This window comes from Actinomadura craniellae (genome assembly GCF_003289645.1).
Taxonomy (GTDB): Bacteria; Actinomycetota; Actinomycetes; order Streptosporangiales; family Streptosporangiaceae; genus Actinomadura_D; species Actinomadura_D craniellae.
In genome coordinates this window covers 39,579-60,856 of the sequence record NZ_QLYX01000013.1, presented here as the reverse complement: position 1 = coordinate 60,856, position 21,278 = coordinate 39,579, and the positions used below count along the sequence as shown (strand labels likewise).

Sequence of the window (21,278 nt, the reverse complement as noted above, 5' to 3'; positions counted from 1 at the left end):
GTACGTTCCGTAGGTCACGGACCGATTGAGGCTCAGCGTCCTCCCGGCCACGTGGCGTGATCGGGCCCGGGGTTTCGTCGCCTTGGTGGGGAAATATCACGATCTTGAGATCACCGAACCCGGTTCCATGGATATGCGAGGGTGAGCGGTATGAGACGGCGTTCGTTGCTCACCGCGACCGCGGCCGTGCTGCTCCTGGCCGGTTGCTCCGACAGTCCCCCGACCGGTGGTCCGACCACTCCGCCCCCGCTGCCCTCGACGTCCTCCCCTGGTCAGCGGCTTCCCCAGGTCCGGGTACTGGCCACCGGGCTGGCCGTGCCGTGGGCCGTGGCGTTCCTCCCCGACGGCGACGCGCTCGTCACCGAGCGTGACAGCGCCCGTCTGCTGCGGGTGACACAGGGCGGGCGGGTCACCCCGGTCGGCCGGGTCCCTGGGGTCGAGCCCGGCGGTGAGGGCGGGCTGATGGGGGTGGCGATCTCGCCCTCGTACCCGCAGGACAGATACGTCTACCTCTACTTCACCGCCGCCTCGGACAACCGGGTCGTCCGGTTCCGGCACACCGACGGCGGGCTGGAGAACGCGACCCCGATCGTCACCGGCATCCCCAAGGGGGGCAACCACAACGGTGGCCGGCTGGCGTTCGGGCCCGACAAAATGCTCTACATCGCCACCGGAGAGGTGGGGGACGTCCGGCTCGCCCAGGACCGCGACTCGCTCGGCGGCAAGATCCTCCGGGTCACGGCCGAGGGCCGCCCCGCCCCCGGCAACCCGTTCGGCACCCGGATCTGGAGCTACGGCCACCGCAACGTCCAAGGCCTGGCTTGGGACGAACGCGGCCGGCTGTACGCCACCGAGTTCGGCCAGGACCGCCTCGACGAGATCAACCAGATCACCAAGGGCGCGAACTACGGCTGGCCCGAGGTCGAGGGCTCCGGCGGCGACGACCGCTTCACCGACCCGCTGCTGACCTGGACGACCGACGAGGCGTCGCCGTCCGGGCTCGCCTACACCTCCGGGTCGCTGTGGGCCGCCGGCCTGCGCGGCCGCCGGCTCTGGCAGGTGCCCGTCGGCGCCGACGGCCGGGTCGGCCGGTCGGTGGCACGCCTGGAGGACCAGTACGGCCGGCTCCGCGCGGTCGTCCCCGCCCCCGACGGTTCCCTCTGGGTCACCACCAGCAACAAGGACGGCCGCGGCGACCCCACCGCGGACGACGACCGCATCCTCGTCATCCCGCCACACTGACCCGCCGCACCCCGCGGGTGATCCTTCGGGATCACCCGGACAGGGCGAGCGGCGGGTCAGGAAGCGCCGAGGCGGTCCAGGATGAGTTCGCGGGCGCGGGCGGCGTCGGCCTGGCCACGGGTGGCCTTCATGACGGCGCCGACCAGGGCACCGGCCGCTGCGACCTTGCCGCTGCGCACCTTGTCGGCCGCGTCGGCGTTGTCGGCGATCACCTTGTCGACGATCGAGGCGAGCTCGCCGTCGTCGCTGACGACCTTGAGGCCGCGGGCGGCGACGACCTCGTCCGGGCCGCCCTCCCCGGCCAGCACGCCCTCGAAGACCTGCCGGGCGAGCTTGTCGTTGAGTTCGCCGGCGGTGATCAGCTCCTGGATCCGGGCGACCTGCCCGGCGGTGATCGGCAGTTCGGCCAGCTCGACGCCCTGCTCGGTGGCCCGGCGGGACAGCTCGTTCATCCACCACTTGCGGGCCGCCGCCGGCTCGGCGCCGGCCGCGACGGTCTCCTCGATCAGGTCGACCGCCCCGGCGTTCACGACGTCCCGCAGCTCCAGGTCGCTGAGCCCCCACTCGCGCTGCACCCGCCGGCGGCGGGCGGCCGGCAGCTCGGGCAGCGTGGCCCGCAGCTCCTCCACCCACGCGCGGGGCGGCGCCATCGGCACCAGGTCGGGCTCGGGGAAGTAGCGGTAGTCCTGTGCCTCTTCCTTGCTGCGCCCGCTGGTGCTGCGCCCGGTGTCCTCGTGGAAGTGCCGGGTCTCCTGCACCACGCGCCCGCCGGCGGCGAGCACCCCGCCCTGCCGCTCGATCTCGCTGCGCACCGCCCGCTCGACCGACCGCAGCGAGTTCACGTTCTTGGTCTCGGTACGGGTGCCCCACTCGGTGGCGCCCCGCGGCATCAGCGACACGTTGACGTCGGCGCGCAGGGAACCCTCCTCCATGCGGACGTCGGAGACCCCCAGCGTCCGGATCAGCGCGCGCAGCTCGGTGACGTACGCCCGGGCCACCAGCGGGGCCCGGTCACCGGTGGCGGTGATCGGCTTGGTGACGATCTCGACCAGCGGGATGCCCGCCCGGTTGTAGTCGACCAGCGAGTGGTCGGCCCCGTGGATGCGGCCGGTGGCGCCGCCGACGTGCAGCGACTTGCCGGTGTCCTCCTCCATGTGGACCCGCTCGATCTCGATCCGGTACGTCTCGCCGTCCACCTCGACGTCGAGGTGACCGTCGATGCAGATCGGCTCGTCGTACTGCGAGATCTGGTAGTTCTTCGGCATATCCGGATAGAAGTAGTTCTTCCGGGCGAACCTGCACCACTCCACGACCGAGCAGTTCAGCGCCAGCCCGATCCGGATGATCCCCTCGATCGCCGCCCGGTTGGTCACCGGCAGCGACCCGGGCAGCCCCAGGCAGACCGGGCACACCTGGGTGTTCGGCGGAGCCCCGAACGCGGTCGGGCACCCGCAGAACATCTTCGAGGCGGTGCCCAGCTCGATGTGCGTCTCCAGCCCCAGCACCGGCTCGTACCGCGCCAGCGCCTCGTCGTAGCCCATCGGCGTCTCGACAGTCACAGGTATCCCAATCCCTTACAGCTCGGGGGCCTTGGCCAGCAGCGGGCCGTTCCAGCGGGACTCCAGGGCCCGCTCGACGGCGGCGGCGACGCGGTAGACGCGGTCGTCGGCCAGCGGCGGGGCCATGATCTGGAGGCCGACCGGGAGGCCGTCCTCATCGGCCAGGCCGCACGGCACCGAAATGGCCGCGTTGCCGGCCAGGTTGGACGGGATGGTGCACAGGTCGGCGAGGTACATGGCCATCGGGTCGTCGGCGCGCTCGCCGATCGGGAAGGCGGTGGTCGGCGTGGTCGGCGACACCAGCACGTCGACCTGCTCGAACGCCGCCTCGAAGTCACGCGTGATCAGCGTGCGGACCTGCTGCGCCTTGCCGTAGTAGGCGTCGTAGTACCCCGACGACAGGGCGTAGGTGCCGAGCATGATGCGCCGCTTGACCTCGGGGCCGAAGCCCTCGGCCCGGGTCAGCGCCATGACCTCCTCGGCCGAGCGGGAGCCGTCGTCGCCGATCCGCAGGCCGTACCGCATGGCGTCGAAGCGGGCCAGGTTGGACGAGCACTCCGACGGCGCGATCAGGTAGTACGCGGGCAGCGCGTACTCGAAGTGCGGGCAGGACACCTCGACGACCTTGGCGCCCAGCGACTCCAGCAGTTCCACGGCCTCGTCGAACCGGGCCGTCACCCCGGCCTGATAGCCGTCGCCGGCGAACTCCCGGACCACGCCGACCCGCAGGCCGGCGATCTCGGCGCGGCGGGCGGCCTCGACGACGGGCGGCACCGGCCGGTCGATGGACGTGGCGTCCATCGGGTCGTGGCCGGAGAACGCCTCGTGCAGCAGCGCGGCGTCGAGCACGGTCCGGGCGAACGGGCCCGGCGTGTCGAGCGAGGAGGCGAAAGCGATCAGGCCGTACCGCGACGAACCGCCGTAGGTGGGCTTGGCGCCGACGATGCCGGTGACCGAGGCGGGCTGGCGGATGGAGCCGCCGGTGTCGGTGCCGGTGGCCAGCGGCGCCTCGTACGCGGCGACCGCGGCCGACGAGCCGCCCGACGAGCCGCCCGGGATCCGGGACGTGTCCCACGGGTTGCGGGTGGGGCCGTACGCGCTGTTCTCGGTGGAGGAGCCCATCGCGAACTCGTCCAGGTTGGTCTTGCCGAGGATCACCAGCCCGGCCGCGCGCAGCCGGGCGGTCACGGTCGCGTCGTAGGGGGGCCGCCAGCCTTCGAGGATCTTGGACCCGGCGGTGGTCGGCATGTCCCGGGTGGTGAAGACGTCCTTGTGCGCGATCGGCACCCCGGCCAGCGGGCCGAGTTCCTCGCCCGCCGCGCGCCGGGCGTCCACCGCGCGGGCCTGCTCCAGCACCCCCTCGGGGTCCGTGTGCAGGAACGCCTCGATCCGGCCGTCGACGGCGGCGATCCGGTCGAGGTGGGCCTGGGCGACCTCGACCGCGGAGGTCTCGCCCGCGGCCATCAGGGCGGCCAACTCGGCCGCGGTGCGCCTGGTCAGCTCGGTCATCAGGCCTCCTCTCCGAGGATCCGCGGGACGCGGAAACGCTGGTCCTCGGCGGCGGGCGCGCCCGCCAGCGCCTCCTCCGGGGACAGCGACGGGCGCACCTCGTCGGGCCGGTAGACGTTAGTCAGCGGCAGCGCGTGCGAGGTCGGCGGGATGTCCTCCGCCGTGACCTCCTGCACCCGCGCGACCGCGGAGATGATCACATCGAGCTGGGCCGCGAGGTGGTCGAGCTCGTCCTCGCCGAGCGCCAGCCGGGAGAGCCGGGCGAGGTGTGCCACCTCGTCGCGGGTGATGGCGGACATGTCGGAACCGTTTCTGCGAGCGATGGAGTCCCCGCCATCCTATGGGTGCTCCGCACCTTCCCCTGACTCGTTTTCACCGGTGGCCGGGGGCGCGGGCCGGGCGCTTTGCCAGTTCTTTGTTTGCGGCCCGCTCACCGGGAACCCTCCTCCCTACGTTTTCAACCGACGAGAGAGGAGACGGCCGTGACCATTGGAGGCAGCCTCGCGCTGATCATCATCGGGGCGATCCTGGCCTACGCGGTCGAGTTCTCGATCAGTGGCCTCGACATCGAGGTGGTCGGCGTCATCCTGATGATCGGCGGACTGGTCGGTCTGGTCTTCGGTGTCGCCCGGCTGGCGAGCACGCGCCGCCGTACGGTGGTGCGCCCCGCGCGCCCGGCGCACTACGAGGAGGAAGTGACCTACGAGGACCGCCGTCCCCGCTACTGAGCGGCGGGGGCCGGGGCCCGCTCCATCCTGCGGCGCAACCACGCGGTGGCCGCGGCGGCGTCCATGGGCCGGCCGAAGTGCCAGCCCTGGGCCGCGTCGCAGCCCATCTCGTGCAGTGCCCGGGCCGTCTGCGCGTCCTCGACGCCCTCGGCCACCGAGCGCAGGCCGAGGGTGCGCACCAGGTCGATGATGGACTGGATGATCACCGCGTCCTCGGCCGAGTCGGTCAGCCGGCGGACGAACGAGGCATCAATCTTGATCTCTTCCACCGGCAGCCGTTTCAGCCGGACCAGCGAGGAGTACCCGGTGCCGAAGTCGTCGAGGCTGAGCGGGATGCCCAGGTCGGCGAGCGCCACCACGGTGTCACCGGCGTAGGCCGGCTTGTTCATCAGGACGCGCTCGGTGATCTCCAGTTGGAGCGCGCGGGCCGGCAGGTCGTGCCGGCTCAGCCCGGCCTCGATGGTCTCGCTCAGCCCGGTGTCGAGCAGGTCGCGGCCCGAGGCGTTGATCCCCACCTGGACGGTGAGGCCGGCGCGCCACCACCGGGCGGCCTGCGCCAGCGCCGAGTCGACCACGTACTGGGTGATCGCCCGCATCAGGTAGGTCTGCTCGGCCACCGGCAGGAACTCCTCGGGGCCGATCAGACCCCGGGTGGGGTGGTGCCAGCGCAGCAGCGCCTCCAGGCCCACCACCTCGCCGTGCCCCAGCCCGATCTTGGGCTGGAAGAGCAGTTCCAGCTCGTCGCGGTCGACGGCCCGGCGCAGGTCGCCGAGCATCCCGAGCCGGGCCGGCGAGTTGCGGTCCTTGGCCGGCGAGTAGAGCTCGACCCCGGACCGGTTCTCCTTGGCGACGTACATCGCCACGTCCGCCCGCTGCAGCAGCAGTTCGAAGTCGGAGGCGTCATCGGGGTACAGCGCGATGCCGACGCTGGCCTCGATGTCGAAGGTCATGCCGTCGAACCGGACGGGCTCGCTGAGCGCGGCGCGCAGCCGGGCCGCCACCTCGCGGGCCGCCTGCGCGTCACGCACCGACGGCAGCAGCACGGCGAACTCGTCGCCGCCCAGCCGGGCCACCAGGTCGCCGGGGCGCACGCTGTGCGTGAGCCGGTGCGCCACCAGTTGCAGCAGCCGGTCGCCGGTGGCGTGCCCGAGGGTGTCGTTGACCTCCTTGAACCGGTCGAGATCCATCAGGAACAGCCCCACCCGGGCCGCCCGGCGCGCGGCGTCGGCCAGCGCCTCCTCGGTGCGGCCGATGAGCAGCTTGCGGTTGGGCAGGCCGGTCAGCCCGTCGTGCAGGGCCTGGTGCTCCCTGCGGACGGAGGCCGAGGCGTTGAGGTAGACCGCGATGAACGGCAGCACCATCAGCGGCATGAAGGCGGCCGAGCGGTGCATCGCCACGACCACCAGCGGCGCCAGGCCCAGCAGCGCCAGGTGGACCAGGACCTGGTAGCCCAGGTCGCCCCGCAGCGCGCGCAGCAACGAGACCCGCTCGTGCAGTGCGACCGCCGAGCAGACCAGGATGTCGTTGCCGAGGAAGTAGACCGCCCCCGCCAGCGCCACCACCGGCAGGTCGCCGCCCTCGGGCACCCACAGCCCGGACGGCGCCGGCCCGGGGTCGATGCCGAACAGGGCCAGCACCACCGCCGCGGCACCCAGGCTCAGGGTGAACTGCGCGACGTTGAACGCGGTGCGGTGCACGGCCCGGCGGCGGAACACCCCGCAGATCACCACCGCGAAGGCCTGGAGCAGGGCCGCGACCGGCAGCCCGGCGTACAGCAGCGCGGCAAACGCGAAGGTGGTGGAGGTCTTGGCGCCGTTGTTCTCGGTCAGACCGGGGGTGATGATCGGCCGGAGCTCACCGAACACGATGAAACAGCCCAGGGTCCAGAACACCGGGTTGCCGACCAGCGCGTCGACCTCCGGGCCCGTCAGCCCGCCGAGCGCGTAGGCCAGGGCGGCGGCGCCGACGGCGATGACACCGACCAGGTAGATCCACAACGGCGATCCCCGCCGCGGCATGGTGTCCCGCGTGTTGTTCGGGTCCTTCATCTGGATCCTCGGGGGGTTCCGGCTGCGTTCTCGTGGTCAGGGGCAGGAGGGACGATTGATTCGATGAAGAGGAGAGTACGGCCTTTCCTCAACTTCGCGGAACCAGTTGCGCACGTTGCGTTACACCAGTTCTCCGCCACCGACCACCGGTGGGTAATGAAATAATACCCCTCGGTAATTTCCCGCTGGTCGAGTACGCCGTGGGCGCGGGCGGTCATTCCTCCGGAACGGGGATTGCGGCCTTGGCCGCATCCGGACCTTTGGACAGCAGAATTCGGAAACCGTCCTCGTCGAGGACCGGCACCCCGAGCTTGACCGCCTTGTCGTACTTGGATCCGGGGCTGTCCCCCGCCACCAGGAAACTCGTCTTCTTGGAGACCGCACCGCTGACCCTGCCGCCGAGCTCCTGCACCGCCTCGGTGGCCGAGTCACGGCTGTAGCCCTCCAGCGACCCGGTGATGACCACGCTGACTCCGTCGAGCGGGCGCGGCCCGGTGTCGGCCCCCTCCTCCGCCATCCGGACCCCGGCGTCCCGCCACTTCTGGATGATCTCCAGGTGCCAGTCGACCTCGAACCAGGATCTGATCGAGGCCGCGATGGTCGGGCCCACCCCGCTGACGGCGGCCAGTTCCTCCTCGGTAGCGTTCATGATGGCGTCCATCGAGCGCAGTTCACGGGCCAGCTCCTGGGCCGCCCGGGGCCCGACGTGCCGGATCGACAGGGCCACCAGCACCCGCCACAGCGGCTGCTGCTTGGCCTTCTCCAGCTCCTCGAAGAGCTTCTCGACCGTCTTCTTCGGCTCGCCCTCCTTGTTGGCGAAGAACGTGACGACCTTCGGCTCGCCGGTCTTCTCGTCGATCTTCGGCATGCCGGTGCGCATCTCGCGCACCTGGCTCTTGATCGGCAGCAGTTGCCCGACCGTGAGGTGGAACAGGTCGCCCTCGTTGCGCACCGGCGGCTCGGCGGGTTCGAGCGGCTGGGTCAGCGCGGTCGCGCCGACGTACCCGAGCGCCTCGATATCGAGCGCGTTCCGGCCGGCCACGAAGAAGAGCCGCTCGCGCAGCTGGCCCGGGCACAGCCGGGCGTTGGGGCACCGGATGTCGGCGTCGCCCTCCTTCTCGTACGCCAGTGCGGTGCCGCACTCGGGGCAGGTCGCCGGCATCTCGAACGCGCGCTCGGAGCCGTCGCGCATCGCGGGAACCGGCGCGACGATCTCGGGGATCACGTCGCCGGCCTTGCGCAGCACGACGGTGTCGCCGATCAGCACGCCCTTGCGCCGGACCTCTCCGGCGTTGTGCAGCGTCGCGTAGGCGACCGTGGACCCGGCCACCGTGACCGGCTCCATCACGCCGTACGGGGTGATCCGCCCGGTGCGGCCGACTCCGACCTTGATGTCGAGGAGCCTGGTGTTGACCTCTTCGGGCGGGTACTTGAAGGCGATCGCCCAGCGTGGCGCCCGGCTGGTGGAGCCGAGCCGGCGCTGCAGCGCGAGCTGGTCAACCTTGATCACCACGCCGTCGATCTCGTACTCGGGGTCGTGCCGGTGCTCGCCGTAGTAGGCGATGTACTCGCGCGCCGCCGCGATGTCGTCGACCGCCCGGTAGAGGTCGCCGACCGGCAGCCCCCAGCCGCCCATCAGCTCGTACGCCTCGGCCTGGGTCTCGGGCCGGGCGCCGCCCCGCCAGGCGCCGAAGCCGTGCACGATCATGCTCAGCGGGCGCTGTGCGGTGACCCTCGGGTCCTTCTGCCGCAGCGACCCCGCCGCCGCGTTGCGCGGGTTGGCGAACGGCTCGCTGCGGCCCTCGACCAGGCTGGCGTTGAGCCGCTGGAACGCCTCCACGGACAGGTAGACCTCGCCCCGCACCTCCAGCAGGTCGGGGACGCCCTCGCCGGTGAGCTCGGTGGGCACGACCGCGATGGTGCGCAGGTTGTTGGTGATGTCCTCGCCGGTACGGCCGTCGCCGCGGGTGGCACCGCGGACCAGCCGCCCCTGCTCGTACAGCAGTGCCACGGCCAGGCCGTCGATCTTCGGTTCGCAGATCAGCCGGGCGTCCGCCACGCCCTCCCGGACCAGCCGGTCGGCCCAGCCCAGCAGCTCGTCCTCGTTCATCGCGTTGTCGAGGCTCTGCATCCGTTCCAGGTGCTCGACGGTGGCGAAGTCGGTGGTGATCGGGGCACCGACCCGCTGGGTCGGGGAGTCGGGCGTCACCAGCTCGGGGTGGCGCTCCTCCAGTTCGTGCAGCTCGCGCATCATCCGGTCGTAGTCGGCGTCGCTCAGGGTCGGCGCGTCGAGAACGTAGTACCGGTAGTTGGCCTCGTCGATCTCCCGGCTCAGCTCGGCATGCCGCTTCACCGCCGCATCGGGTACCCCGGGAACGCCCGCACTCAGACTCATGACGTCATTTTCGCGCGCCCCACCGACAGTTTCGCGGCACGCCGCGCCTGGTGAGAGGCCATCAGTCCGGGGATTCGTGGAGCATCCGGGCGACCTCGCGGCAGCGCCCCAGGGCCGCGCGCGCGTACCCGGGGGACGCCCCGGCCAGCCCGCAGGCGGGGGTGACCACCACCTGCTCGGCCAGCCGCGCGGCCGGGAAGCCGAGCCGCCGCCACAGCGCGCGGATCGGGGCCGCGGTGGCGGCGAGCGGGGGGAGCGCGGTGTCGGTCGCCGGCACCGCGCCCAGCAGCAGCCCGATCCCGGCGTCGATGGTCTCGCCGATCTCGTCGTCCTCGCGCCGGGGCACCAGGCTCAGGTCGATCGCGATCGCCTTGGCCCCGGCCCGCCGGAGCAGCGCGTACGGGACCCGTGGGGCACAGCAGTGCACCAGCGGCCAGGCGTCCGTCGCGGCCAGCATCCGGCGCAGCCCGTCCTCGGCGACCGGCGCCTCGACGGCGGGCAGCCGGGCGAATCCGCTGGCGGTGGGCACCGTCCCGGCCAGCGCCGCGGGCAGCCCCGGCTCGTCAACCTGGAGCAGGACCTGCGCGCCGGGCACCCGCTTGCGCACCTCGGCGACGTGCCGCGCCGTGCCCTCCGCCAGTGAGTCGATCAGGTCGCGTACCGCGCCGGGGTCCTTGAGGGTCCGGTCGCCGTGCCGCAGTTCGACCGCCGCGGCCAGGGTCCACGGCCCGGCCACCTGGATCTTGAACGGCCCTTCGTATCCGGCCGCCAGTTCCTCCAGTGTGTCGAGGTCGCGGGCGAGGTGGTCGCGGGTGCGGCGGGCGTCCCGGCCCGGCCGGTCGGCGAACCGCCAGCCGGAGGGCTGGAGTTCCACCGGCAGCTCGACCAGCAGGCCGGCGGTGCGGCCGATCATGTCGGCGCCGGGGCCGCGGCCGGGAAGCTCGGGCAGGTACGGCAGTTCGGGCAGTTCCCCCAGCACCACGCGCTGCGCCTCCGTCGGGTCTCCGCCGGGATGGGAGCCCAGCCCGGTCGCGGTGCCGGTCGGCCAGGGGTGGCTCACGCGCTCTGTCACGACCGGCAGCCTACCGGCGGGTATGGCTCCTGCCTGGGCTTCGGCCCTAAAGTGACCGCCCATGGGTCCCTGGCACCGGACGACCGGCTCGCTCCTCGCGCTGATCTGCGTTCTCATCCCGAGTGCGGGATGCTTTTCGGGCACGCCCGGTGCCGCGCCGGTCACACCCGGCGCCCGGCGGACCCCGCCGGCGCCCGACCTGTGCGCCAAGATCGACCAGAAGGTGGTGACCGCCGCGCTGCGCGGCAAGGCCGACCGCTGTGCGGGGGCGCCTGGGAAGAGTGTGTTCACCGTCACGTTCACGGGCACGGCCCGGCTCTCCGCCGAACGGATCCCCGCCGTCCTGACGGTCTCGTACGCCCTCCGCCGGGACCCTGAGTCCGGCGAGGACCTCTGGCGCATCGCGGGCGGGACGGGTGGCGACCGGGTGACCCTGTTCGGGGTCGGGGACGACGCCGTCTTCAACGCGCGGGCCGAGCCGCAGCCGCAGTTGGTGACGGTCAAGGGCGACCTCATGGTCGCGGTGGGGCTGGACTTCACCGGGCGGGACGTGCCGCAGGCAGGGCTGCCCGACCGGTTGATGGAGGTCGCCCGGCAGGCGCTCGCCGCGACCTGATCCGGCCCTTCCTCCGCACGTCGCCTTTCACGCTCCGCAACGGGCCAAACGCTTCTCCTGGGGTACCCGCTAGAGGTGCGCCGATGTTCGCGACCGGGACACGAGGCGATCATTCGGCGGTAAAGTGTTTGCCCGACGACAAATACCTGCGGACGACCGCGTAACAGAAGGTGACGATCCCGATGACGGCGCTTGCGACGGTGACTCGGCCCGGTCACGCGAGCAGTTCGTTGTACTCTCCGGCGTCCTCCGCTGCCGCGCGGAAAGCCGTCAACCCCTCCAACAGCGCGGCCTGCGACGTGGGGGTCATCCGGGCCAGAATCGCCGCCAGGTCGTCCCGGCGGCGCCGGCCGAGCTCGGCGAGCAGGTTGCCGCCGGCCGTGGTCAGCGAGACCGACACCTCCCGCCGGTCGTGCTCCCCGGTGCTGCGCACCAGCAGCCCCGCGGCCTCCAACCGGTCGCAGAGCCTGCTGGTCGACGACGGGATCGCACCCAGGTGCTCGGCCAGCCCATTGATGGTGAGCGGCCCCGCCCGGGCCACGATCAGCAGCACTCTGAGCTGGGGCGCGGAGGCGTGCGTGCCCAGCGCCTCCTGGGCCCGCCCCCAGAGCACAATGAGCGCTTCGGCGGAAGCCTCCACCGCCGCCGGAAGGTCCGGCGGCAGGCGCGGGGAATGTCGCATCACAGGCACCCTCCCACCATGGCACACTCGCGCAGCGGCGCCACGGACTTCCTCGCCCGGCAAGAACGACTCTCTCCCCCATGAGGAAGGCGCCATTCATGTCTCATGATGACCGATTGTGGAAAATCCGCTCGGCGCTCTTCCAGGTCCCGGCCACCCGTCTGGTGGAGGAGTTCCGCGCCGCCCTGACCTCCCACTTCGGTGTCCTCGGCGTCGAAGTGCTGCTCGCCGACTACCGGAACACCACGCTGCGTCCCGTCGACTCCCCGGTGCCCAAACCCGCCACCGTCCCGGTGGACGGCTCGGCCCAGGGCCGGGTCTTCGCCGCACAGGAGCCGCTGCGCCCCAGCCCCGACCGGCTGCTACTCCCGCTGACCTCCCGCGGCTCCCGGCTGGGCGTGGTGGAACTCCGGCTGCCGCCCGGCGCCGACCCGCAGCCGATCGACGACCTGATCGCCGCGATCGGCGTCTGCGCCGAGGCCCTGGAACTCGCCGACCGGGAGACCGACCACTTCACCAGGGCCCGGCGACACCGCCGGATGACCGTCGCCGCCGAGATCCAGTGGGACCTGCTGCCGCCCACCTCGTTCGCCCGGGACGAGTTCGCGCTCGCCGCCCGGCTCGAACCCGCCTACGCGGTGAACGGCGACTGCTTCGACTGGTCCGCCGACGGCGACCTGCTCACCGTCACGGTGACCAACGGGATGGGCCACGGCGTGCCCGCCGCGCTGCTGACCGCGCTCACCCTCGGCGCGCTGCGCAACGCCCGCCGGTCCGGCGCCGACCTGTCCGAGCAGGCCGGCCAGGCCAACGACGCCGTGCACGCCCGGTACGGCGGCAAGGAGTTCACCGAGACGCTGCTGCTGGAGATCGACATGCGCTCCGGGGTGCTGCGCGCGGTGGACGCCGGCTCACCCCTGCTGCTGCACTACCCGGCGGACGCCGACCGCCGCCCGGGCGTGCTCGCCGAGCGGATGACGCTCGCCCAGCAGCTTCCGCTGGGCATGTTCCCGGGGACGGCCTACGCCGTCCAGGAGTTCCGGCTGCGGCGCGGCGACCGGCTGGTCGCCATCAGCGACGGGCTGAACACCGCCACCTCACCGGCCGGGGAGCGGTTCGGCGAGCGGATGCTGGACCGGGTGCTGCGCGCCACCCGCAGGCTGTCGGCCGCCGAGACGGTGCGCTCGCTGATCCGCGAGCTGGTCACCTACCACGCCAGCGACGACCTCTCCGACGACGCCGTCGCCATCTGCGTGGACTGGACGGGGGCCTAGACCGCGGCGCGCTCGGCGGCGGCGATGGTGACGGAGCCGAGCACCCGCTCGCCCGCGTAGAGGACCGCCGCCTGCCCGGGCGCCACACCCCGGGCCGCGGCGTGCAGGTCGATCCGCAGCACGGCGCCGTCGAGCACGGCGGTGCAGTCGTACACCTCGCCGTGCGCCCGCAGCTGCACCCGGCACTCCAGCGGGCCGTCGGGCGGTGGGGCCAGCCACACCGGCCGCTCCCCCACGATCTCGCGCACGTCCAGCGCCTCGCGGGGGCCGACCGTGACGGTGTTGGTGACCGGGGAGATGTCAAGCACGTACCGGGGCCGGCCGTCGGGGGCCGGCCGGCCGATCCGCAGGCCCTTGCGCTGGCCGACCGTGTAGCCGTGCGCGCCCTGGTGCTCGCCCACGACCTGGCCGTCGGTGTCGACGATCGGGCCGGGCGCCGAACCCAGCCGTTCGGCCAGGAACGCCTGGGTGTCGCCGTCGGCGATGAAGCAAACGTCGTGGCTGTCGGGCTTGTCGGCGACCTGCAGGCCGCGCCGCGCCGCCTCGGCCCGGACCGCGGCCTTGGTGCTGTCGCCGAGCGGGAACATGGCGTGCGCGAGCTGCTCGGGCGTGCATACCGCCAGGACGTAGGACTGGTCCTTGTCGGGGTCGACGCTGCGCCGCAGCACCCCGTCGGACAGCCGGGCGTAGTGCCCGGTGCAGACCGCGTCGAAGCCCAGCGCCCGGGCCCGGTCGAGCAACGCGGAGAACTTGATCTTCTCGTTGCAGCGCAGGCACGGGTTGGGGGTGCGGCCGGCGGCGTACTCGGCCACGAAGTCCTGCACCACGTCGCGGTCGAACCGCTCGGCCAGGTCCCACACGTAGAACGGGATGCCGATCACGTCGGCGGCCCGGCGGGCGTCGCGGGAGTCCTCCAGCGTGCAGCAGCCGCGGGCGCCGGTGCGGTAGGACTGCGGGTTGCGGGAGAGGGCCAGGTGCACACCGGTGACGTCGTGGCCGGCCTCGGCCGCCCGGGCGGCCGCGACCGCCGAATCGACGCCGCCCGACATGGCGGCGAGTACGCGCAAAGTCATAACCCTTCGAGGGTACGCGCAACCGGAGGCCGGCACCGACCGGTTATCCGCGCCCCCCTCCTGCGGAGTGCGCGCGTTTCGTGCTGCCGACCTGCGGCGCGTCCGCGTACGATGATGCCCGCTATGGGAATCTTCCGCCGCCCTCGTGACGCGTCCTCCACGACCACGCCCGCGATCGCCGAGTTCTGGGAATGGTGGGAGCGCGCCGGACCCGCCGTCGCACAGACGCTCGGCGACGGGCCGCCGACCGAAACGATCGAGGAACTGTCGCTGCGGATCCACAAGATCCACCCCGAGCTGCAGTGGGAGCTCGGCCCCGGCAGCGGCGACGCCGGGCCGGTGCTGACGGTGACCGGCGGCGGGCGGCCCGAACTGCGCGGCCTCACCGAGCGCTGGCGGCTGGCCGCCCCCGCACGCGGCGACTGGACCTTCCACTCCGCCCGGCAGGCCGACCCGGAGATGCTCGGCCAGCGGCTCTCCCTCGAAGACCACGAGTTCGACCTGGAGTACGTCCGGCTGGGCATGCGGGCCGACCCCGGCCGGGCCCGCATCGACGTCACCGCCTACCACCCCGACTTCCTGTTCGTCGCCGAGGAGGCCCGGTTGCAGGTGGCCTACCACGTGCTCGACTGGGCGCTCGGCGAGGACGACGTGGCCCGCTGGATCGGCGAGGTCACAACGGTCACCGAGGCGCCGATCGACGCGCTGCCGCCGGCCATGCTGCCGGCCGTCGCCGGCCAGGTCTCCGAACCGTTCCGGGAGCCGTCCTGGCTGAGCGGCGAGGGGCGCACCCCGCGGGGGCACCCGGCCCGGCTGGGCGCCCGGTTCCCGCTGCACCGGCAGGACTACCCGCTGTGCGACCTGCACGTGGCCGTATCCGTGCCGTACGCCCACAGCAACCCCGACCGGCTGCCGGTCGAGCCGTCGGCGTCCGCGCTGCGCAAGTTCGAGAAGCGGCTCACCCAGCTCGGCGGCCGGGCCGTGCTGGCCTTCCGGGAGACCGGGGACGGGTTGCGGGTCTTCCACCTGTACGCCGACCCCGACTCCGGCGTGGTCGGCGAGCTCGACCAGCTGGCCGCCGGGTGGTCGGAGGGCAAGGCCAAGGTGTCCTCGACCCCCGACCCCGGCTGGCGGGCGCTGGCGCCCTACCGGCCCTGACCCCGGCCCACGGTCTCCACCTTGCGCCAGCGGGCCTCGCACAGCGAGTAGAGCCCGAAGACGACCAGTCCCACGGCGACCGCGACGAGCAGCCAGGGGCCGGCGGGCGTCTGCGCGAACTCGCGCAGCGTGCCGTCCAGGCCCTTGGCCTTGTCGGGGTCGAAGGTGATCGCCGCGTGGGCGATGAAGACCCCGGCGGCGGCGAACACCGCGCCCCGCGCGATGTGGCCGACGACACCGAGCGACTTGACGATCTGCCGGGTCCGCGGGTCCATCTCGCCGGTCCGCAGCGTCTCCAGGAACTTGTGCCGGACGCCCGTCACCACCTTGGCCACGCCGTAGGCCAGGAGGACCAGTCCGAGGGCCAGCACCGCCCAGCGCCCGCCGGTGTGGGACATCGCCTCAGCGCTGAACGTTTTGGACTGCTCGTCGGTCGTCTGGGTCTTGCGGCCGAGCACGTAAGCCAGCGCGCCCGCGAAGACGGCGGTGTAGACCACGCCGTGGACCAGCGACTCCAGCCGCTTGACGGGCTTGTCGCCACCCGGCACCGGCTGCCCGTACAGCGCCTCGGCATAGCGCCACAGCGCGAGCCCGGCGAATCCGACGACGAGCAGCCACAGCGCCACGGTGCCGCCGGGGGTGTCCGCGACGACCTGCAGCGCCCCCTTCTTCTCGGCCGTCTTGCCTTCGTCGCCCAGGCCGATCTGGACGGCCAGCGCGCCGATCAGGATGTAGTTGACGCCCCGCGCCGCCAGCCCGGCCCGGCAGAGCCGGTGGAACATGGGGTGGCCGGCGGCCCGCCGGCTCGCCCGCCCGACGTCGTTCCCCGCGAGGTTCGCGGCCATGTGACACCTCCTCGAAAACCGGCTGGGGCCTGCCCTGAGGGGTGAAGGTCAAACTTTCGCCAAGCGGCTCAGCTCAGGCCGGCGCGGCGGGCGCGCTCCACCACCGGGCCGATGGCCTGGGCGAGCGCGGTGACGTCCGCCTCGGTGGAGGTGTGGCCGAGGGAGAACCGCAGCGAGCCGCGCGCCCGGTCACCGTCGGCCCCCATCGCCAGCAGGACGTGGCTGGGCTGGGAGACGCCGGCCGAGCACGCCGATCCGGTGGAGCAGGCGATGCCCCGCGCGTCCAGCAGCATGAGCAGGGAGTCGCCCTCGCAGCCCGGGAAGGAGAAGTGCACGTTGCCCGGCAGCCGGTCGGCCGGGTCTCCGTTGAGGATCGCGTCGGGCACCTCGCGGCGGATCGCGGCGATGAGGGCGTCGCGCAGCCCGGCCAGCCGGGCGGACTCCGCGGCCCGGCGCTCGGCCATGATCTGCACCGCCGTCGCGAAGCCGACGATGGCGGCGGTGGCCAGCGTGCCGGAGCGGACGTCCCGTTCCTGGCCGCCGCCGTGCAGTACGGGGACCGGATCGACGCCCTTGGCCAGCAGCAGTGCGCCCACTCCCGGCGGCCCGCCGAGCTTGTGCCCGCTGAGGCTGAGCGCGACGGCTCCGGACGCGGCGAAGTCGACGTCGAGCTGGCCGGCAGCTTGCACCGCGTCGGTGTGCAGCGGGACGCCCTCGGCCGCCGCGGCCAGCGCGGCGACCGGCTGCACGGTGCCGACCTCGTTGTTGGCCCACATGGCGGTCACCAGCGCCACGTCCGGCCCGATCATCTCGCCCAGCGCGGCCGGGTCGATCAGGCCGCGCTCGTCCACGGGGATCAGGTCGACCCGGGCGCCCTCGTGGTCGGCGAGCCAGTGCACCGCGTCGAGGACCGCGTGGTGCTCGATCGCGCTCACCAGCACCCGGTCACGGCGGGGGTCGGCGGCCCGGCGCGTCCAGTAGATGCCCTTGACGGCGAGGTTGTCGGCCTCGGTGCCGCCCGCGGTGAAGATCACCTCGCTGGGGCGGGCGTTGAAGGCCGCCGCGATGATCTCCCGCGACTCCTCCACGGCGCGGCGGGCGCGGCGGCCCGGCGCGTGCAGGGACGACGGATTACCCAGCTTGCCCAGTTCGGCCGTCATCGCCTCGATGGCCTCAGGCAGCATCGGGGTGGTGGCCGCGTGGTCGAGATACGTCACCATGGCGACTCCAGCCTAATCGCGCTCTCGCCGGAGATCGCGCCCCGGTTGGCGACTGTACCGTCCGGACGGTACAGTTGGGGCGTTATGACCCGGAATGCCCTTCTTGATGCCGCTGAGTGCGTCCTCTTCGAGGACGGCACCCAGGCGCTCACGCTCGCCTCGGTGGCCGAGCGCGCCGGCGTCAGCAAGGGCGGGCTCCTCTACCACTTCCCGACCAAGGAAGCCCTGCTCACCGGGTTGATCGAACGGGTCATCGCGGAGTTCGACGCACTCGTCGCCCGCCACGACGACGGCACCCCCGGCTCCTACACCCGGGCCTATGTCGAGGCCACGTTCGAAATCCTGACGGACGGTGAGAACGCGGGCTCCCGCCGACGATGGTCGGCCATCACCGCGGCCGCCACCGGCCCCGAGCTGGGCGCCCCGCTGAACGCGGCAATGACCCGCTGGCATCGCCGCGACCCGGCCGAGGATCCCGATCCGCTGGCCGCACTGGTGGTGCGGCTCGCCGCCGAAGGCCTGTGGGAAGTGCTCAGCCACGATCCCGATCTGCTCGACGCGGACGGCTGCAGGGCGCTGAAACAACGCCTGCTGAGCATGCTCGACTCCTAGCCCCACCCCCCTCTCCCGCTCCACCCTGCCGCGCCCCGCCCTGCACGGGCGCGCGCCAACCCCCCGCGAAAGGAATGAGAAGTTGCTGCGTCGTGCCCGTTGGGGGACGTTCCTGACCTACGCCCTGGCCGGCCTGCTGTGCGGCGTCTGGGTGACCCGGCTGCCCGCGCTGGCCACCGAGTTCGGCATCGCGGAGGGGCGGGTCGGGGTCGGCGTCCTGGTCTGGGGGCTGGGTGCCCTCGCCGCCATGCAAGGGCTGCGCGGCGTGCTGGCCCGGGCCGGCAGCCGCGCCTCGCTGCGAACCGCGCTGCCGCTCACCGCGGTCGCGTTCGCGCTCGTCGCGCTCGCCCCCGGCTACGGGACGCTGCTGGTCGCGCTGGCGCTGTTCGGCATGGCGTTCGGCGTGACGGACGTCGCCATGAACGCCCAGGGCGGCGCCGTCGAGCGCGCCTACGGGCGTCCCGTCATGAACGGGATGCACGCGGGCTGGTGCGTCGGCGCGATGACCGGCGGGCTGTACGGCTCCCTCACCGCCGCGCTGGGGCTCGGCTTCACCCCGGCCATGCTCTCCGTGGCGGTCACCGCGCTGCCGGTGGCGCTGGCGCTGCGCTCCACCTACCTCGCCGACCCGGGCGACGCCCAGGCGACCACGGAGGGCCGGCGGGCCCGGCTGCCCCTGGCCGTCTACCTGATCGGCGCGCTGGCGTTCATCGCGTTCATGGCCGAGGGTTCCATCGCGGACTGGAGCGGGCTGCTGCTGCACGGGGAACTGGGCGCGAGCGAGGCGCTGGCCGCGCTGGGCTACCCGCTGTTCGAGACGGCCATGCTGATCGGCCGGCTGGTCGGCGACCGGCTGCGCACCGCGCTCGGCACTCGCCGGCTGCTGGTCGCGGCCGGGCTCGGCACGGCGGTCGCCATGACGGCCGTCGTGCTGGCCCCGGCCGCCCCGATCGCCCTCGCCGGGTTCTTCCTGGCGGGGTTGGCGATCTGCACCGTGGTGCCGATCACCATGTCGGTGGCCGGGACGATCGCGCCCGGCCAGGCGACCGCGGCGATCTCGCAGGTCGGCATGATGGGCTACGGCGGGCTGCTGCTGGGGCCGGTGGTGGTCGGCTTCCTGTCGGAGGCGACCTCGCTGCGGGCCGGGCTGGCCGTGGTGATCGGGCTGGCCCTCATCGTGGCGCTCGGTGCCCGGTTCGTCCCGATCAACCGCCGGGCTCGCATCTCCGTCGCCGCGGCGGAGCCGGCCGCGGCCGAGCGCGCACCGGTGGCGGCCTGAACACGACGGAACGGCCGGGACGAGCGCTCGTCCCGGCCGTTCCGCGCGGTGCTACTTACGCTTGTTGATCTCCTCGGTGAGCTGCGGGGCGACCTGGAACAGGTCACCCACCAGCCCGAAGTCGACCAGCTCGAAGATCGGCGCCTCGGGGTCCTTGTTGATGGCGACGATCGTCTTCGAGGTCTGCATGCCCGCCCGGTGCTGGATGGCCCCGGAGATGCCGACCGCGACGTAGAGCTGCGGCGACACGGTCTTGCCGGTCTGGCCGACCTGGAACTGGTGGGGGTACCAGCCGGCGTCGGTGGCGGCGCGGGAGGCGCCGACGGCCGCGCCGAGGGAGTCGGCCAGGTCCTCGATGATCTTGAAGTTCTCCGCGTTGCCCACGCCGCGGCCACCGGAGACGACAATCGCGGCCTCGGTCAGGTCGGGGCGCTCGCCCTTCTCCTGGACGACCTTCTCCACGACCTTGGCGGCCTTGGCCGCGTCGGACAGGGCCACCGACACCTGCTCCTCCGCCGGGGTGCCCGGGGCGGCCTCCGTGGCGATGGCGTTGGGGCGCACGGCGATGATCGGGGTGCCCTGCCGCACCTTGGCGTGCGACACGATGGCGCCACCGAAGATCGAGTGCTCGCCGACGAAGCCCTCGGTCACGTCCACGACGTCGGTGAGGACGCCGGAGCCGGTCCTGACCGCCAGCCGGCCGGCGATCTCCTTGCCCTCGCCGGTCGCGGAGACGAGCACGGCGCCGGGCGACTTCTCGGCCACCAGTTGGGCCAGCAGCTCCACCTTGGGGGCGACGACGTAGGAGGTCAGCTCCTCGTCGGCGGCGACGTAGACCTTGGCCGCGCCGTACTCGGCCAGCTTGTCCTTGGCGTTCTCGTAGCCGGGGCCCACCCAGACCGCCGCGGCCTCGCCCAGCCGGCGCGCCAGCGTGAGCAGTTCGAGAGTGACCTTCTTGACCTCACCGTCGACGTAGTCGACGAGGACGAGAATCTCCGCCATGTTCCTGTTCCCTTCCTCGCTCAGACGAACTTCTTCGACGCGAGGAAGTCGGCGACCTTCACGCCGCCGTCACCCTCGTCGGTGACGATCTGGCCCTGCGCCCGCGGCGGGGCCTCGGCGAAGTCCACCACCTCGGTGGCGGCGTTGGCCAGGCCCACCTGGGCCGCGTCGATGCCGGCGTCGGCGACGCCCAGCGTCTCGACGGGCTTCTTCTTGGCCGCCATGATCCCCTTGAAGGAGGGGTAGCGCGGCTCGTTGGTCTTCTCCACGACGCTCACGACCGCGGGCAGGCTCGCCTCGACCTTGTCGTAGCCGTAGTCGGTCAGCCGCTGCACCGTGATGCTGGAGCCGTCGATGTCGACCTTGTTGGCGAGGGTGAGCTGCGGGACGCCCAGCCGCTCGGCCAGCATGGCGGGGAGCATGCCGGTCCGCGCGTCGGTGGACTCGGCGCCCAGGACGACGACGTCGAACCCGGTCCGGCCGAGCACCTGCTGGAGGGCGTACGACGTCTGCAGCGCGTCGGAACCCACCAGCGCGTCGTCGACCAGGTGGACGGCCTTGTCCGCGCCCATGGCCAGGGCCTTGCGGATCGAGTCGGTCGCCTTCTCGGGGCCCATGGTGAGGACGGTCACCTCACCGCCGTGGGCCTCCTTGATGCGCAGCGCCTCCTCGATGGCGTACTCGTCGAGCTCGTTGATGACACCGTCGGCGGCGCCACGGTCGAGCGTCTTGTCATCGGACTTCAACTTGCGCGGGCTCTCGGTGTCGGGAACCTGCTTCACGCAGACGACGATGTTCATGGCCGGTGGCCGACCTCCCTGCACTCAGTTGGCCGTTGCGATCACGGCCGGGGCGCCGCCCGAAGCGGGTCGACGCGGGCTGGTTGCGTTTCGTTCCCCACAGCCTCCCAAACGCCCGAACCGGCTTCGGCTCCGGGTCCTCGGTTGGCTATGAGACCTAAATG

The 21,278-nt window shown here is 72.6% G+C and carries 19 protein-coding genes; 7 read left to right on the top strand and 12 right to left on the bottom strand.

Annotated features, from left to right (window positions below):
* Positions 1-150: 150 nt before the first annotated feature.
* On the top strand, positions 151-1,242 hold the full coding sequence (locus DPM19_RS24785) for a PQQ-dependent sugar dehydrogenase (RefSeq protein ID WP_111870425.1): 1,092 nt from the start codon (positions 151-153) through the stop codon (positions 1,240-1,242).
* A 56-nt stretch (positions 1,243-1,298) separates the two neighbouring features.
* Here DPM19_RS24785 and gatB read toward each other — a convergent pair whose 3' ends face one another.
* From gatB to gatC, 3 genes are read right to left on the bottom strand one after another with little or no spacing between them, the layout of a single operon-like run.
* Positions 1,299-2,783 (bottom strand): Asp-tRNA(Asn)/Glu-tRNA(Gln) amidotransferase subunit GatB, encoded by a 1,485-nt coding sequence (gene gatB / locus DPM19_RS24780; RefSeq protein WP_111870424.1) that lies wholly within the window; start codon positions 2,781-2,783, stop codon positions 1,299-1,301.
* Between the two features lie 33 nt (positions 2,784-2,816).
* The gene (gene gatA / locus DPM19_RS24775) at positions 2,817-4,310 is read right to left on the bottom strand and encodes an Asp-tRNA(Asn)/Glu-tRNA(Gln) amidotransferase subunit GatA (RefSeq protein WP_111870423.1); all 1,494 of its coding nucleotides are present in this window, start codon (positions 4,308-4,310) and stop codon (positions 2,817-2,819) included.
* Entirely contained in the window at positions 4,310-4,609 is a 300-nt protein-coding gene (gene gatC, locus DPM19_RS24770; protein WP_111870422.1) for an Asp-tRNA(Asn)/Glu-tRNA(Gln) amidotransferase subunit GatC, read from the bottom strand. Before gatC ends, gatA begins: the two co-directional genes overlap by 1 nt.
* Positions 4,610-4,792: 183 nt before the next feature.
* On the opposite strand from gatC, the gene DPM19_RS24765 reads away from it, so the two are divergent.
* Positions 4,793-5,038 (top strand): DUF6458 family protein, encoded by a 246-nt coding sequence (locus DPM19_RS24765; RefSeq protein ID WP_111870421.1) that lies wholly within the window; start codon positions 4,793-4,795, stop codon positions 5,036-5,038.
* Here DPM19_RS24765 and DPM19_RS24760 read toward each other — a convergent pair.
* The 3 genes from DPM19_RS24760 to DPM19_RS24750 form a co-directional block, all read right to left on the bottom strand.
* Positions 5,032-7,086, bottom strand: a complete 2,055-nt coding sequence (locus DPM19_RS24760; RefSeq protein WP_111870420.1) for a putative bifunctional diguanylate cyclase/phosphodiesterase — start codon at positions 7,084-7,086, stop codon at positions 5,032-5,034. The two genes, DPM19_RS24765 and DPM19_RS24760, sit on opposite strands and share 7 nt — an antisense overlap.
* A 214-nt stretch (positions 7,087-7,300) precedes the next feature.
* Positions 7,301-9,481, bottom strand: a complete 2,181-nt coding sequence (ligA, locus tag DPM19_RS24755; RefSeq protein ID WP_111870419.1) for an NAD-dependent DNA ligase LigA — start codon at positions 9,479-9,481, stop codon at positions 7,301-7,303.
* Between the two features lie 61 nt (positions 9,482-9,542).
* A complete protein-coding gene (locus DPM19_RS24750) occupies positions 9,543-10,553 on the bottom strand; it encodes a methionine synthase (RefSeq protein WP_233510720.1) in 1,011 nt (336 codons plus the stop codon).
* A gap of 61 nt (positions 10,554-10,614) precedes the next feature.
* Here DPM19_RS24750 and DPM19_RS24745 point away from each other — a divergent pair, with 61 nt between their 5' ends.
* Positions 10,615-11,169 (top strand): hypothetical protein, encoded by a 555-nt coding sequence (locus DPM19_RS24745; protein WP_111870417.1) that lies wholly within the window; start codon positions 10,615-10,617, stop codon positions 11,167-11,169.
* Positions 11,170-11,383: 214 nt separating this feature from the next.
* Here the strand turns inward: DPM19_RS24745 and DPM19_RS24740 are convergent, their stop codons facing one another.
* Positions 11,384-11,851, bottom strand: coding sequence for a MarR family winged helix-turn-helix transcriptional regulator (locus DPM19_RS24740; protein WP_158566882.1), 468 nt, complete (start codon positions 11,849-11,851; stop codon positions 11,384-11,386).
* A gap of 98 nt (positions 11,852-11,949) precedes the next feature.
* Between DPM19_RS24740 and DPM19_RS24735 the strand changes: the two genes are divergently transcribed.
* Complete coding sequence (locus DPM19_RS24735) at positions 11,950-13,125, top strand: PP2C family protein-serine/threonine phosphatase (protein WP_146778984.1); 1,176 nt, start codon at positions 11,950-11,952, stop codon at positions 13,123-13,125.
* Here DPM19_RS24735 and mnmA read toward each other — a convergent pair.
* Entirely contained in the window at positions 13,122-14,198 is a 1,077-nt protein-coding gene (gene mnmA / locus DPM19_RS24730; protein WP_111870414.1) for a tRNA 2-thiouridine(34) synthase MnmA, read from the bottom strand. The two genes, DPM19_RS24735 and mnmA, sit on opposite strands and share 4 nt — an antisense overlap.
* A gap of 123 nt (positions 14,199-14,321) precedes the next feature.
* Between mnmA and DPM19_RS24725 the strand changes: the two genes are divergently transcribed.
* Positions 14,322-15,356 (top strand): DUF695 domain-containing protein, encoded by a 1,035-nt coding sequence (locus DPM19_RS24725; protein ID WP_111870413.1) that lies wholly within the window; start codon positions 14,322-14,324, stop codon positions 15,354-15,356.
* Here DPM19_RS24725 and DPM19_RS24720 read toward each other — a convergent pair.
* Together DPM19_RS24720 and DPM19_RS24715 are read right to left on the bottom strand one after the other, a co-directional pair.
* Positions 15,344-16,201, bottom strand: a complete 858-nt coding sequence (locus DPM19_RS24720) for a DUF1206 domain-containing protein (protein ID WP_111870412.1) — start codon at positions 16,199-16,201, stop codon at positions 15,344-15,346. The genes DPM19_RS24725 and DPM19_RS24720 overlap by 13 nt on opposite strands.
* 68 nt (positions 16,202-16,269) lie before the next feature.
* Entirely contained in the window at positions 16,270-17,421 is a 1,152-nt protein-coding gene (locus DPM19_RS24715) for a cysteine desulfurase family protein (RefSeq protein WP_199485267.1), read from the bottom strand.
* An 84-nt stretch (positions 17,422-17,505) separates the two neighbouring features.
* Between DPM19_RS24715 and DPM19_RS24710 the strand changes: the two genes are divergently transcribed.
* Together DPM19_RS24710 and DPM19_RS24705 are read left to right on the top strand one after the other, a co-directional pair.
* Positions 17,506-18,033 (top strand): TetR/AcrR family transcriptional regulator, encoded by a 528-nt coding sequence (locus DPM19_RS24710; protein WP_111870411.1) that lies wholly within the window; start codon positions 17,506-17,508, stop codon positions 18,031-18,033.
* A gap of 82 nt (positions 18,034-18,115) precedes the next feature.
* Positions 18,116-19,312 (top strand): MFS transporter, encoded by a 1,197-nt coding sequence (locus tag DPM19_RS24705; RefSeq protein ID WP_111870410.1) that lies wholly within the window; start codon positions 18,116-18,118, stop codon positions 19,310-19,312.
* A 51-nt stretch (positions 19,313-19,363) separates the two neighbouring features.
* Here DPM19_RS24705 and DPM19_RS24700 read toward each other — a convergent pair whose 3' ends face one another.
* Positions 19,364-20,314: an electron transfer flavoprotein subunit alpha/FixB family protein gene (locus DPM19_RS24700; protein ID WP_111870409.1), complete on the bottom strand. Its 951-nt coding sequence runs from the start codon at positions 20,312-20,314 to the stop codon at positions 19,364-19,366.
* A 20-nt stretch (positions 20,315-20,334) separates the two neighbouring features.
* Complete coding sequence (locus DPM19_RS24695) at positions 20,335-21,114, bottom strand: electron transfer flavoprotein subunit beta/FixA family protein (protein WP_111870408.1); 780 nt, start codon at positions 21,112-21,114, stop codon at positions 20,335-20,337.
* Positions 21,115-21,278 lie beyond the last annotated feature (164 nt).

Bases quoted from the DNA above. Each gene is read 5' to 3' on its own strand.
- DPM19_RS24785 (WP_111870425.1), top strand. From the start codon at position 151: ATGAGACGGCGTTCGTTGCTCACCGCGACCGCGGCCGTGCTGCTCCTG.
- gatB (WP_111870424.1), bottom strand. From the start codon at position 2,783: ATGGGCTACGACGAGGCGCTGGCGCGGTACGAGCCGGTGCTGGGGCTG.
- gatA (WP_111870423.1), bottom strand. From the start codon at position 4,310: ATGACCGAGCTGACCAGGCGCACCGCGGCCGAGTTGGCCGCCCTGATG.
- gatC (WP_111870422.1), bottom strand. From the start codon at position 4,609: ATGTCCGCCATCACCCGCGACGAGGTGGCACACCTCGCCCGGCTCTCC.
- DPM19_RS24760 (WP_111870420.1), bottom strand. From the start codon at position 7,086: ATGAAGGACCCGAACAACACGCGGGACACCATGCCGCGGCGGGGATCG.
- ligA (WP_111870419.1), bottom strand. From the start codon at position 9,481: ATGAGTCTGAGTGCGGGCGTTCCCGGGGTACCCGATGCGGCGGTGAAG.
- DPM19_RS24745 (WP_111870417.1), top strand. From the start codon at position 10,615: ATGGGTCCCTGGCACCGGACGACCGGCTCGCTCCTCGCGCTGATCTGC.
- DPM19_RS24740 (WP_158566882.1), bottom strand. From the start codon at position 11,851: ATGCGACATTCCCCGCGCCTGCCGCCGGACCTTCCGGCGGCGGTGGAG.
- DPM19_RS24735 (WP_146778984.1), top strand. From the start codon at position 11,950: ATGTCTCATGATGACCGATTGTGGAAAATCCGCTCGGCGCTCTTCCAG.
- mnmA (WP_111870414.1), bottom strand. From the start codon at position 14,198: ATGACTTTGCGCGTACTCGCCGCCATGTCGGGCGGCGTCGATTCGGCG.
- DPM19_RS24725 (WP_111870413.1), top strand. From the start codon at position 14,322: ATGGGAATCTTCCGCCGCCCTCGTGACGCGTCCTCCACGACCACGCCC.
- DPM19_RS24720 (WP_111870412.1), bottom strand. From the start codon at position 16,201: ATGGCCGCGAACCTCGCGGGGAACGACGTCGGGCGGGCGAGCCGGCGG.
- DPM19_RS24715 (WP_199485267.1), bottom strand. From the start codon at position 17,421: ATGGTGACGTATCTCGACCACGCGGCCACCACCCCGATGCTGCCTGAG.
- DPM19_RS24710 (WP_111870411.1), top strand. From the start codon at position 17,506: ATGACCCGGAATGCCCTTCTTGATGCCGCTGAGTGCGTCCTCTTCGAG.
- DPM19_RS24700 (WP_111870409.1), bottom strand. From the start codon at position 20,314: ATGGCGGAGATTCTCGTCCTCGTCGACTACGTCGACGGTGAGGTCAAG.
- DPM19_RS24695 (WP_111870408.1), bottom strand. From the start codon at position 21,114: ATGAACATCGTCGTCTGCGTGAAGCAGGTTCCCGACACCGAGAGCCCG.